The sequence below is a fragment of the Salinispora cortesiana genome, from assembly GCF_000484695.1.
GTDB classification, from domain to species: Bacteria; Actinomycetota; Actinomycetes; order Mycobacteriales; family Micromonosporaceae; genus Micromonospora; species Micromonospora cortesiana.
Genome location: NZ_AXVR01000054.1, coordinates 17,779 through 29,429, shown reverse-complemented (window position 1 = coordinate 29,429; position 11,651 = coordinate 17,779). Strand labels below are relative to the sequence as shown.

The window sequence follows — 11,651 nt, the reverse complement described above, 5'->3', positions numbered from 1 at the left end:
TCAGCACGATGGTGGTGCCGACGGCAGCGCGGAGGGTCCGGCTGATGGTGGGGCGACTCCGGGTCAGCACGATGGTGGTGCCGACGGCAGCGCGGGCTGAACCACGCTGTGCCGTACCTCGACTCGCCGGGCGGACCCAGTCCCCCGGCAACCCCGACCGCCACCGAGGGGCCCGACAGGTCCGTGGGGTCACCGTCGGCCCTGGCCCGGTGCGTCTCGGTCGAGCCGGCGAGGTTCGCCGCCGTGCACTGGGGACAGACGCCGCTGCTGTCCCGCGCCGACGAGCTGCCCAACCAGAGTGGCTTTTGCGACCTACTCAGCCCGGCCGACGCGGACGAACTGCTTAGTCGGCGTGGCTTGCGTACCCCGTTCCTGCGGGTGGCGCAGGACGGCCTGTTGGTGCCGGCGGCCCGGTACACCGGCGGCGGGGGCGCGGGCGCCGAGATCACCGACCAGGTCCTCGACGAGAGGATTCTCGACCTGTACGCCGGCGGTGCGACCCTGGTGTTGCAGGGCCTGCACCGCATCTGGCCGGCACTCATCGACTTCACCCGGGAACTCGGCCTGGCTGTCGGGCAGCCGTTGCAGGTCAACGCCTACCTGACGCCTGCCGGCAGCCAGGGATTCGCCACCCACTACGACACGCACGATGTCTTCGTCCTCCAGGTTGATGGTGCGAAGCACTGGCGAATTCATCCCCCGGTGCTCCCCGCACCGCTGGAGCGGCAGCCGTGGGGCGGCCGAGCCGATGAGGTCTCCGCGACCGCGACCGGCCAACCTATCCTCGACGTGCTGCTCGCCCCCGGTGACGCGCTCTACCTGCCCCGTGGGTGGCTGCACAGTGCCAAGGCCCAGGAACGCAGCTCACTTCACCTGACCGTTGGTGTTCGGGCACTGACTCGATACACGCTGGTCGAGGAGCTGCTCGCGCTCGCCGCCGAGGAGCCGCGGCTGCGGGCCACCCTGCCATTCGGCATTGACGTCTCCGACCCGGAGGCGGTGAAGCCCGAGTTGACGGAGACCGTGGAGGTGCTGCGGGACTGGCTGCGCTGCGTCGATCCAGCAGTGCTCGCCGCTCGGCTGCGGCAGCGCGCATGGCCGGCGGCTCGGCCGGCCCCGCTGTATCCCCTTGCCCAGACGGCCGCGTTGGGCGCGCTCAGCCCGGACCGCCGGGTCACTCTCCGCCCGGGCCTGCGGTGGCAGCTCACCTCGGCGGGAGAGCGGGTGACGCTGCGGGTCTTCGACCGTACGATCATCCTGCCGCAGATGTGTGCCCCGGCCCTGCGCGCGTTGCTCTCCGGGGAGGTCAGCCGGGTCGGGGACCTGCCCGGCCTGGCCGACAACACCGACCGGGTCACCCTCGTGCGCCGCCTGCTCCGGGAGGCGGTCGTCGTACCTGCCCAGGGCAGCTGCCCGAACCGGCCCGACGGGGGCGCGGCGGATGACCCGACGCTGCCGCCACCGACTGGTTCAGCGGGCCAGGGTCAGGAGGAGCCCCGTCGTCAGCAGTCCGGCGAGCACCACCACGGCCATCGGGCGCGGGCCGAGCACCGCGTGCTGCCGGTCGGCGAGAATCTTCGCCGGGACCAGGCCGACCAGCGGGCCGAGCAAGGTCACTACCAGCGCCAGCACCGGCATCCCGACCGCCAGGTCCCCGCCGTACCGGTCGCCGGCAGTCCGGGCGACGATGCCCAGGGCGTACGTGACCAGCGCACCGCCGAAACCGCAGACAGCCAGCAGCGGATTGGTGGACCCGGGCAGCTCACCGGGTTGACCGGTACGGGCCAGGAGGTCCCGCACCGCGGCCAGCATCGGCAGGGGATTCCCGGCGGCGCCGTTGACCGGACCGGGGGGCCCGCCCATTCGGCGGCCCGCCGACCGAAACCGACCGCGTAGCTCCTGCCACAACAGCCGGACCTCAGCCTCGACTCGCTCCTGCAGCCTGCGTGCTGCCGTCACCTCCCGTTCCGCGTGCCGGACCTGCTCCTCGGCGTTCGCCACAGCCCGCCGCGCGGCCGCACACTGCTGCTCGTACCAGGTGTGCGCCTCAGCCCGTTGCGCCGACACCTGCTCGGTCAGATCGGCCAGTCGTCGCACCTGCGCCGGGTACGACTCGCTCGGCGCTGGTTGGTTCACCGCTGATGCCCGTACGGGATGATCGTCTGCCCGGTGCGGTGCACCGCCCGGTCGAAGAAGAGGCCCCGCCATGGGCGGGGGTACCAGTCCGGCCCCCCGGTACCGGGGTAGAGCGAGGCGCCCAGTTCCCCACCGTGCGTGTCGAGCGCCACCCAGGCGCCGACCTGGTCGGTACGGGCGGCCGGTCCGCCGAGGTCGGCCCGCATCCGCGCGACCCCCCGCCACCAGGCCAGTACATGCGTCCGCCGCTCCGGCCCGTCGTGCAGGACGCGACGCAGCTGCTCCAACCCGGTCTGGCCGCCGACCCGGGCAGAGAGCGCACCGGCCGCCGCGTCAACTGCGAACAGCAGCAGGTAGTGGGGGGTGCCGACGCCAGGGGCGCCCAGCCCGGCGGTGGTCTCGGCCATCAGTTCGGTCACGGTCTCCTCGTCATACCAGGCGGCATCGTCGGCGAGGTCGGCGTAGAGGGACCGGGCGGCGGAGTCGGCGTCCGGGTCCAGACAGGCGATGGAGAAGCGCGCCGTTCCGGGACGATGCTGCCGGGCGAGCGACCGCCCGGCAGCGGCGAGTACGGCGCAGGCCTCGTCAACGCGGGTGCCCAGCACGGCGAGGTTACGTCCGGGTGCGCGCGGCAGTCGAAGCACTGCCGACCGGGCCTGTACGTCGATGATCTCGCCGAGTAACGCTGTCGGGGCGCGCGGCGTCCCGGTCTCCGGTGCGGAGAGCGCCTGGTAGTCCGGCGCGTCGGTCAACCGGGGGATCGCGTCACCATCGAAGAGTCGCGCCGGGGCGGCATCCGGCGGGCGCATCCGCCAGAGTCGGTGCTGCAGCCCACTCCACGTCTCCCAGTCGCTCGCCGACGGTATCCGGGCGATCTCGTTCCCCTCGGCCAGTCCTGACTCGGCATTGACCACGGCGTGGTGGCGGGGTAGTGACTGCGCGGCGTCGTTGCGCTCGGCGAGGATCCGCAGCGCCTTGGGTAGGGCGATGCGGAGGGTGAACTGGGCGACCAGGGCCGGCCGCCCCCACAGCGCCTCGATCCCCCGGACGTCCTGCGAGGCGAGGACCAGGTGGATACCCTGCGAGCGACCGCGTCGGGCCAGGTCCTCCAGGAGGTCGGCAGCCTCCCGGGCGACCGCGTCCCGGCCGGCGAGCAGCATCTGGAACTCGTCAACCACGGCGACGATTCGCGGCCACCGTCCGGCTGGGTCCACCCCGCGCAGCTCGGCGAGCTTCGTGACCTCGTACTCCTTCGCCGCGTCGGCGCGCCGACGTAGCTCTTCGGCGAGGAAGCGAAGCAAGGCGAGTCCGAACTCCCGGTCCGTGTTGACGTTGATCCCGACCAGCCGCATGTGCGGCAGCCAACTCGGGTCGCGACGACCCTGCGCGAACCGGGCGAAGGAGACGCCCTCCTTGAAGTCGAGCAGGTAGAACTCCAACTCGGCCGGTGAGTAGCGGGCGGCGAGCGCACCGATCCAGGCGAAGATCAGGTTTGTCTTGCCGGTGCCGGACGGGCCACCGATCAGTGCGTGCGGCGGATAGTCGCCGAGAGTGACCAGTACCGGCTGGCCATCCGTTCCTTCGCCGATCGGCGCGGTCAGGCCGGCTGCCGAGTCCTCCCGCCACATCTGATCCGGCGGTGGTAGCAGGTCGGTGAAGGGCGTCGGCTCCGGACCGGCGTTGACCCGGGCAGCGATGGCCCGGCAGGTCTCGGTGACCAGGGGCGCCGGGGGCGCCGGGTCGAGCCGGACCGGTGGCGCGTCGACAATCTCGGCCCGGCCCGGTTCGACGCGGATCCGGGTCACGGTGGCGTCCTGCGGCAGCGTCCGGCCGCGTACCACCAGGTGTACTCCGCACGCCGCGCCGGTGCGGACCACCCGATCGAGCTGGCCGCGTTCGTGCCGGGAGGGCTCCTCTCCGCCGAGCAGTACCGCCACCCGCCACGGCTCGGGCCGGCGACCGGTGGCCGCGGCCAGCTCGCGTAGGGACCGGTGCTCGCCGGCCAGGACGGTGGAGTTGATCCGGTGGATCTCCTCGACGAGGTCGTCGAGGAGTCGGCCCAGCCCGCCGGGGCCGACGAAGGTCAGTAGCCCGGCGGTGCCCAGCGGCGCGAAACCGGCTAGGCCGCCCCCGAGATGCTCCGGGTCGTATCCGGTCAACCGGACCGCGCCCGGGTCGGCCCGGCCCACCGCCCGCAGCAGCAGCGCGGCCACCACCGCCTCGCCCGCCACCCGGTCGCTACCGGTCAGCTCGACGTGCCCGGCATCGAGCAGCGGCACCAGCGCGGGCACCGGCTCCCCGCCCGGGACGGCGAGCGTACCGACCCGAAGTGGGCCGGGTGGCTCCGTCCGGTGGGCGGGGGTGGGGTGCCACTGTGACCAATCGGCGGTGGCCGCGCCCGGGGCCTCCCGGCGGGCCGCTTCAGCCGCCCGCCGGGACAGCTCGGCGATCCGCGCCGAGTGTTGGGCGTCGATCTCGGCGAGCCGCCGGTCCCGCTCCGCGCCGACCCGTGCGGGCACGGCGGCGGCGGCCTGGCGGACCCGGTCGAGTCGGCCCTGCTCGGCGGCGAGTTCGGTCTGCGCCGCGGCCAGCCGGGTCCGCGTCGCGCCGAGGGCCTCGCCGAGGGTTTGTCGGACCCGGGCGGCGAGCTGCGCCCGCCGGTCAGCCATCGGCGTCCCGCCGAGACGAGGGACGCCCCGTGTCGATCACCCCGCTCCGGCTCCCGGCCGAGAGTGGGCCACTGCGGCGTCCGGCGGGCTGCCGCTGGAGGGTGGGCGCCTGTTGCCGGATGCTGGCGGCGCGTCGCTCCCACTCGGCGTCGGTCCGCCGGCCGCGGTCCGCAGCGGCTCGCTGCTGGTCATCCGCCGCCATCGGCCGGGTCTGCGTGTCGTCGGTGCGGCGCTCGCGCTCCGCCGGGGTCGGTAGCGCACGGCCGAGCCGGTCGAGCAGGACACCGGTCAGCACCCCGGCGGTGACCGCCGAGTCGGCGGCATGGGGCTGTTCGGCGTCGTCCCGGCGGGGCGGCGGCATCCGGCAGACCCGGGCCAGCAGGGTCTCCACCACCGGCGCGGGTAGGCCCGGCAGCAGGTCGCGGGTCCGGCTGTCCAGGGCTTGGCGGAGCCGTGGCAGGTCCTCGGCCCGAGGCGGGTGGCCAAGGAACTCCCCGGCCAGTTCCCGCAGCAGGGGAGGGGCCAGGGCAGCCAGCCCCAACCCCACGTCGGCGTGGGCGCGGCCCAGCTCGACCCGGAGTCGTTCCCGGTCGCCGGCGCGGACCTCGTGGACGACTCGGCGCAGCAGGTCGCCGGAGTCGGCGATCGCCTCATCCGGTTGCCCCGAGACGCTCCCGCCACCGGTCAACTCGGCGACCCGGACTGCCCACCAACGGGGTGCGGCGGCCGGGCTTGGCGGGGCAGCGGCTGTCGCCGGTGGCGTGGCACCACGGGGAGCATCGTGTGCCGGTTGCTGCTCGGGGCTGGTACGTGGGGCGGGCGAGTTGTCGGCGGCCAGCCCGATCATGGCCAGGTACGCCGTCAGCTGTTCCTGGGCGACCCGCAGCGCGTAGCCGGCGGACTCGGCATGTTCGACGGCGCTGGACAGCTCCGGCACCCCCATCGGGTTGGCGGATTCCTGGCGTACCCAGCGCAGCCGCTCGGCGGCCAGCCCGAACCGTTCGAGCGCCTCGGTGAGTTGGCCGAGCGGCAGGTCATCGCTGGCGGCGCGCACCTGCGCGCCGAGATCTTCGACGATGGACACGGCCGCGGTCAGAGGGTCGCGACGTACAGCTGGGCCTGCTCGACCGCGACGAGTGTGGCCGCCAAACACTCCTCCAACTCCTGCCCCGCCTGGGTCAGCGAGGCCTGGGCCGCATCCACCGTTTCGTGTCCGCTGCCCTCCAACGCGCCGGCCAGCGTCTGTTGCGCCTCGGCCAGCTTCTCACCGGCAGCGTGCACAGCGCTCTGGCCGTCACCGATCTGTTGGAGCGCGACATCGATGGCTGCCTTGAGCTCGGCGACGCTCGCCACGACGGAACCTCCTGGGGCGGGGGGGAGGCCTCCATTAGAGCCTATCGGCGCCGGGGAAAGAACATCCTCCCTGTCAGTATTCAACCCTACTGAGTGGTTGTCATCCGCAAGCGCTGGGAGGTCGACTGCCCCGGTGGCGCGGGGGTGGGTTCAGCGGCCGGTCAACCAGCGCGGCCCACGCACCTCGGCGCCCCGTCGGATCACGCGTTCGCGCAGCTCACGGTCGGCGGTGACGACGATCCGGCGGCGCTGCGGGTCGGCGCCGACCAGGTCCACCACCGCGTCGTCGCCGGAGTGCTGGGCCACCACCACCCGTACCCCCGGCACCGGCGGCACCCCGCTCGCCGCACCCTCGACCACCAGCACCACCTCGACCGGCGGCGGCAGCTCCGGTGGCACGCCGGAATCGGGCAGGCCAGTGAGGCTGTCCCGCAGTCGGGTGGTCGCCCCGACCCGGTCCCGCCACCAACCGTCCGGCCGGGATCCCACCACATTGGCGGCGTCCACGATCAGCAGCGGTGTCCCGTTCATGCCGCCAGCCTGCCACCCGATCCGCCCGCACCCGGGCAACCTCGGTGGCCAGCCGGCGGAGTTTGTCCCGACGACTGCCGGGTAGCCCCTGGCGACCGTGCCGCGCCGAGCAGCGGAGGAGACAGATATGGGACCCGGCGACTTCGGCTCCGACCCATGGGACGAGTTCCTGGCCCGTTACTTCGGCCGGAGCGAGGGTGGGCGCCGGCCCGCGCACCGGGTCGACATCACCCGGCTGATGACCGCCGATGCCCGAGAGATGCTCGCCGACGCAGCACGTCGGGCGGCTGAGCGGCACAGCACCGACCTGGACACCGACCACCTGCTCTGGGCCGCGCTGCAACGGCAGTCCCTGCGCGAGCTGGTCAAACGAGCCGGTGCCGAACCCGAGACCCTGCTCAACGCGCTTGGCGGGCGGGGTGAGGGGGCGCCGGGGGGCGAGGTCCCGCCGAACCTCTCCCTCACTCCCGCGGCCAAGCGGGCGCTGCTCGATGCCCACCAGCTTTCCCGAGCCATGAGCGCCAACTACATCGGGCCGGAGCACATCCTGATGGCGTTGCCGCTGAACCCGGAGTCGCCCGCCGGCCGGATGCTCGCCGCCGGCCGGATCCAGCCGGAGTCGTTGCAGGCGGCGAGCGCCGACCGGGCCCCGACAAGTGGGCCGCGGCCGGATCGGGGCACCCCCACCCTCGACCAGTACGGGCAGGATCTCACCGAGCTCGCCCAGAACGATCAGATCGACCCGGTCATCGGCCGCGCCGACGAGATCGAGCAGGCAGTCGAGATCCTGTCTCGGCGGACCAAGAACAACCCGGTGCTGATCGGTGAGGCCGGTGTCGGCAAGACCGCCATTGTGGAGGGGCTCGCGGAGCGGATCTGCGATGGCGACGTGCCGCAGACCCTGCTCGGTAAGCGGGTCATCCAACTTGACCTGGCCGGCCTGGTCGCCGGTACCCGCTACCGGGGTGACTTCGAGGAGCGGCTGAAGAAGGTCATTGACGAGATCCGGACCCATCGCGAAAAGCTGATCGTCTTCCTCGACGAGATTCATACCCTGGTCGGGGCGGGCGGGGCCGGCAGCGAGGGTGGAATGGATGCGTCCAACATGCTCAAGCCGGCGCTGGCCCGCGGTGAGCTGCGCGTGATCGGCGCGACCACGCTGGACGAGTACCGCCGGACCATCGAGAAGGACGCCGCGTTGGCCCGCCGCTTCCAGCCGGTCTTCGTGCCCGAGCCGGGTGTCGACGACACGGTGGCCATCCTGCGTGGCCTTCGCGACCGCTACGAGGCGCACCATCAGGTCCGCTTCACCGACGAGGCGCTGGTCGTCGCCGCGGAGCTCTCCGATCGCTACGTCACCGACCGCTACCTACCGGACAAGGCGATCGATCTGATCGACCAGGCCGGCGCGCGGGTCCGGCTGCGCACCCGTACCCCGGCCTCGGACGTACGCGAGTTGGAGACCCGGCTCGACGAGGTACGCCGCGACAAGGAGCAGGCCGTCGCCGACGAACAGTACGAGAAGGCCTCCACGTTGCGCGACCAGATCGCCGACTTGGAGGCCCAGATCCGCCGGGTTCGCGGCGACGAGGGTAGCGCCAACCATGTGCCACAGGTGGGGCCGCACGAGATCGCCGAGGTGGTCTCCCGGGCTACCGGGATCCCCGTTGCGCAGCTCACCGAGGAGGAGCGGGATCGGCTACTGCGGCTGGAGGGGCACCTGCACGAAAAGGTCGTCGGGCAGGACGACGCGGTCAACGCGGTCTCCGAGGCGGTGCGCCGTTCTCGAGCCGGGCTGGCGGATCCGGATCGGCCGATGGGGAGCTTCCTCTTCCTCGGCCCCACCGGCGTCGGCAAGACCGAGTTGGCCCGGGCACTTGCCGAGGCGCTGTTCGGCGAGGCCGACCGGATGGTGCGGGTCGACATGAGCGAGTTCCAGGAACGGCATACGGTCAGCCGGTTGGTCGGCGCGCCGCCCGGCTACGTCGGGTACGAGGAGGCCGGGCAGCTCACCGAGGCGGTACGGCGCCGCCCGTACGCGGTGGTGCTGCTGGATGAGATTGAGAAGGCGCACCCGGACGTGTTCAACATCCTGCTCCAAGTGCTCGACGACGGCCGGCTCACCGACAGCCAGGGCCGGACGGTGAATTTCAAGAACACCGTTCTGATCATGACGAGTAACCTCGGCTCGGAGCTGATTACCGGCACCCAGCGGGCGGTCGGCTTCGGCGCCGGGGCGGCCGGTGGGGAGAACGACGAACTCCGCGACCGCCTGTTGCGCCGGCTCCAGGAGAACTTCCGTCCAGAGTTCCTCAACCGCATTGATGAGATCATCATCTTCCGCCGCCTGGAGGCGGAGCAACTGCGGCAGATCACCGAACTGCTGTTGGCGGAGACCCGCCGTCGGTTGCACGCGCAGGATGTTGATGTCGAGATCACCACCGCCGGCATCGACTGGCTCGCCGAGCACGGCTACCAGCCCGAGTTTGGGGCCCGCCCGCTACGTCGGGTCATTCAGCGCGAGGTGGACAACCAGTTGTCCCGGATGTTGCTGGAGTCCGCGGTGTCGCCGGGCCAACGGGTGGTCGTGGACGCCCGCGACGGCCAGCTCACCATCGATGTCGCCGAGGACGGCGGTTATACCGCGGCTACCACCACGCATCCCCGTTGAGCTCGGAGGCGGAGATGACCGAACCCGAGGAGAGCCAGGAGAACACCGAACGGACCGAGCCGATCGTCGCAGCACCGACCGCGAACCCCGCCCGGGTGCAGGTGCCACCAGAGGGTCCGGGGCAGGAGGGGACCGGCGAGCCGGACCCGGCGGCGACCGACGACCGGCGAGAGGAGGGCTGATGGTACGCGAGCAGCGGCTCGATCCGCAGGTGGAGGAGCTCTGGGAGAGTTTCCACGAGCGGGTCAACGTGCCGTCCGAGAAGCTGCGGCAGTGGCTGCTTACCCGGGGCTCCGGCGAGGAGACGTTCGGGCCTGACCCCGATCTCGGCCTGCCCGAGCCGGGCCGGCACATCCTGCGGGTGCTCACCAAACGCAAGGTGGACCTGACCCGGGATGACATCGAGACGATGCGGGACACGATTGACGAGATCGAGAACCTGCTGGCGGCGAAGCCGCCGCGCGGCAACGCCGACGACCGGTGGCGGCACGCCCTGCTGGATCTGGGCCATGACGTGCTGGTGGAACGCTGACCGCTGCCGATCCGGTCGGGTGGGTGCCGGCCTCGGGTTCACCGGCACCCGCCCCCGACGGATCATCCCGCGCCGGGCTCCAGGCTGGCGATTGTCAGGCCCGCCGCGTCAGCGGCGGCCTCCCGGTCGGCGCGGGTCTGCCGTTCCCGGGTGAGCAGGTTGGCGTATTCGGTGACGTCTGCCGCGGCGGGAACCGCCGGTAGGCGGCGGAGGAAAAGCTCCACGTCCCGGGTGGCGGCGGTGTGCGCGGTGGCTGCCTGCCGCAATGTCTCGCGGTCGTCGGCGGCGGGGTACAGGTCGGTCATGCCCGTCTGTTACCCGGCGGCACGGCGTTCGCACCCCGTGGGCCCGTTCGACAGCTGTCGGGTCGGGCACCTACCCCACCCCGGGCGCGCTCCTGGTATCAAGGAGCGATGAGGAGCGACGTCGCCTGCGCCCATCCCGCGCCCACCGACGAGGTCATTGGCCTCTGTCAGGATCTGCTGCGCATCGACACCACCAACACCGGTGACAACGACACCAGCGTCGGGGAACGCCGAGCGGCCGAGTACGTGGCGGAGAAGCTCGCCGAGGTCGGCATCGACTCGGTGCTCTACGAGGCCGCGCCCCGCCGGGCCAACCTGGTCGCCCGTATTCCCGGCACCGACCGGACCCGACCCGGCCTGCTCGTCCACGGCCACCTGGACGTGGTGCCGGCCGACGCCGACGAGTGGTCGGTGCACCCGCTCTCGGGTGAGCTGCGGGACGGCTACCTCTGGGGTCGTGGCGCGATCGACATGAAGGACTTTGACGCGATGATGCTGGCGGTGGTGCGGCACTGGCAGCGCAGCGGATTTCGGCCGCCCCGGGACGTGGTGCTCGCCTTCACCGCCGATGAAGAGGCCGGCAGTGAGTACGGCGCGCACTTCCTGGTGGAGAACCACCCCGATCTCTTTGCGGGCTGTACCGAAGGCATCGGCGAGGTCGGGGGCTTCTCGTACTCGGTGAACGAGAACCAGCGGCTGTATCTGATCGAGACCGCCCAGAAGGGCATTGACTGGCTGCGGCTGCACGCCCGGGGGCGGCCGGGGCACGGCTCGATGGTGCACGACGACAACGCCGTCACCGCCCTCACCGAGGCGGTCGCCCGGATCGGCCAGCACCGCTTCCCGGTCGTCGTCACCGACACCGTACGTGCGTTCCTCCTTGAGGTGTCCGAGGCGCTCGGTATCGAGCTGGATCCGGATGATCCGGAGGCGGCCATCGGCAAGCTCGGCCCGATCGCCAACCTCATCGGGGCGACCATCCGTAACACGGCCAATCCCACCCGACTCGCTGCGGGCTACAAGGACAACGTCATTCCCGGACGGGCCACCGCCACCATCGACTGCCGTAGCCTGCCCGGCCAGTCGCAGCTGCTGGAGCGGCAACTGCGCGAGTTGGTCGGCCCGGACATCGAGATCGAGTATCTTCAGCGCCAGCCCGCGCTGGAGACCACCTTCGACGGTGCCCTGGTCGAGGCGATCTCCGCGGCGCTGCGTGCGGAGGACCCGGGGGCCCGGCCGGTGCCGTACATGCTCTCCGGGGGCACCGACGCTAAGGCCTTCGCGCGGTTGGGTGTCCGTTGCTTTGGCTTCGCGCCGCTGCGCCTCCCTGCCGACCTGAACTTCTCGGCGCTGTTCCACGGCATCGACGAGCGGGTTCCAGTGGACGGACTACAGTTCGGCGTGCGGGTTCTCGACCGGTTCCTCCGCAACTGCTGAGCCGCTTCCGTACTTCG

General features: G+C 71.9%; 10 protein-coding genes and 1 pseudogene. 5 read left to right on the top strand and 6 right to left on the bottom strand.

Annotation, left to right across the window (positions count from 1 at the left end):
• Positions 1 to 108 precede the first annotated feature (108 nt).
• Positions 109 to 1,401 (top strand): annotated as a pseudogene (locus K228_RS0119680) (cupin domain-containing protein); the annotation flags it as partial.
• A gap of 69 nt (positions 1,402 to 1,470) precedes the next feature.
• Here the strand turns inward: K228_RS0119680 and K228_RS29675 are convergent.
• From K228_RS29675 to K228_RS0119655, 5 genes are all read right to left on the bottom strand, one after another.
• Positions 1,471 to 2,136, bottom strand: coding sequence for a hypothetical protein (locus K228_RS29675; protein ID WP_025619981.1), 666 nt, complete (start codon positions 2,134 to 2,136; stop codon positions 1,471 to 1,473).
• Complete coding sequence (locus K228_RS0119670; RefSeq protein WP_025619980.1) at positions 2,133 to 4,805, bottom strand: FtsK/SpoIIIE domain-containing protein; 2,673 nt, start codon at positions 4,803 to 4,805, stop codon at positions 2,133 to 2,135. Before K228_RS0119670 ends, K228_RS29675 begins: the two co-directional genes overlap by 4 nt.
• Positions 4,798 to 5,889 carry a magnesium transporter gene (locus tag K228_RS0119665; RefSeq protein WP_025619979.1) on the bottom strand — a complete coding sequence of 364 codons (1,092 nt, stop codon included), beginning with the start codon at positions 5,887 to 5,889 and terminating at the stop codon, positions 4,798 to 4,800. The genes K228_RS0119670 and K228_RS0119665 overlap by 8 nt, the downstream gene beginning before the upstream one ends.
• A gap of 8 nt (positions 5,890 to 5,897) precedes the next feature.
• Positions 5,898 to 6,158 carry a hypothetical protein gene (locus K228_RS0119660; protein WP_018731041.1) on the bottom strand — a complete coding sequence of 87 codons (261 nt, stop codon included), beginning with the start codon at positions 6,156 to 6,158 and terminating at the stop codon, positions 5,898 to 5,900.
• Between the two features lie 150 nt (positions 6,159 to 6,308).
• Positions 6,309 to 6,689 carry a PIN domain-containing protein gene (locus tag K228_RS0119655; RefSeq protein WP_025619978.1) on the bottom strand — a complete coding sequence of 127 codons (381 nt, stop codon included), beginning with the start codon at positions 6,687 to 6,689 and terminating at the stop codon, positions 6,309 to 6,311.
• 127 nt (positions 6,690 to 6,816) lie between these two features.
• Between K228_RS0119655 and K228_RS0119650 the strand changes: the two genes are divergently transcribed.
• Genes K228_RS0119650 through K228_RS0119640 form a run of 3 tightly spaced genes read left to right on the top strand, consistent with a single transcriptional unit; the run spans position 6,817 to position 9,892 of the window.
• On the top strand, positions 6,817 to 9,360 hold the full coding sequence (locus K228_RS0119650; RefSeq protein WP_025619977.1) for an ATP-dependent Clp protease ATP-binding subunit: 2,544 nt from the start codon (positions 6,817 to 6,819) through the stop codon (positions 9,358 to 9,360).
• A 14-nt stretch (positions 9,361 to 9,374) separates the two neighbouring features.
• On the top strand, positions 9,375 to 9,542 hold the full coding sequence (locus K228_RS28930; protein WP_188116224.1) for a hypothetical protein: 168 nt from the start codon (positions 9,375 to 9,377) through the stop codon (positions 9,540 to 9,542).
• A complete protein-coding gene (locus tag K228_RS0119640) occupies positions 9,542 to 9,892 on the top strand; it encodes a DUF3140 domain-containing protein (protein ID WP_018742626.1) in 351 nt (116 codons plus the stop codon). Before K228_RS28930 ends, K228_RS0119640 begins: the two co-directional genes overlap by 1 nt.
• 62 nt (positions 9,893 to 9,954) lie before the next feature.
• Here K228_RS0119640 and K228_RS0119635 read toward each other — a convergent pair whose 3' ends face one another.
• Positions 9,955 to 10,197, bottom strand: a complete 243-nt coding sequence (locus K228_RS0119635; RefSeq protein ID WP_025619976.1) for a hypothetical protein — start codon at positions 10,195 to 10,197, stop codon at positions 9,955 to 9,957.
• Positions 10,198 to 10,305: 108 nt separating this feature from the next.
• Here K228_RS0119635 and K228_RS0119630 point away from each other — a divergent pair, with 108 nt between their 5' ends.
• Positions 10,306 to 11,634 carry a M20/M25/M40 family metallo-hydrolase gene (locus K228_RS0119630; RefSeq protein ID WP_025619975.1) on the top strand — a complete coding sequence of 443 codons (1,329 nt, stop codon included), beginning with the start codon at positions 10,306 to 10,308 and terminating at the stop codon, positions 11,632 to 11,634.
• The last annotated feature ends 17 nt before the right edge of the window (positions 11,635 to 11,651 follow it).

Excerpts from the sequence above, each read along its gene's own strand:
- K228_RS28930 (WP_188116224.1), top strand. The coding sequence starts at position 9,375 with ATGACCGAACCCGAGGAGAGCCAGGAGAACACCGAACGGACCGAGCCG.
- K228_RS0119650 (WP_025619977.1), top strand. The coding sequence starts at position 6,817 with ATGGGACCCGGCGACTTCGGCTCCGACCCATGGGACGAGTTCCTGGCC.
- K228_RS0119640 (WP_018742626.1), top strand. The coding sequence starts at position 9,542 with ATGGTACGCGAGCAGCGGCTCGATCCGCAGGTGGAGGAGCTCTGGGAG.
- K228_RS0119670 (WP_025619980.1), bottom strand. The coding sequence starts at position 4,805 with ATGGCTGACCGGCGGGCGCAGCTCGCCGCCCGGGTCCGACAAACCCTC.
- K228_RS0119655 (WP_025619978.1), bottom strand. The coding sequence starts at position 6,689 with ATGAACGGGACACCGCTGCTGATCGTGGACGCCGCCAATGTGGTGGGA.
- K228_RS0119635 (WP_025619976.1), bottom strand. The coding sequence starts at position 10,197 with ATGACCGACCTGTACCCCGCCGCCGACGACCGCGAGACATTGCGGCAG.
- K228_RS0119630 (WP_025619975.1), top strand. The coding sequence starts at position 10,306 with ATGAGGAGCGACGTCGCCTGCGCCCATCCCGCGCCCACCGACGAGGTC.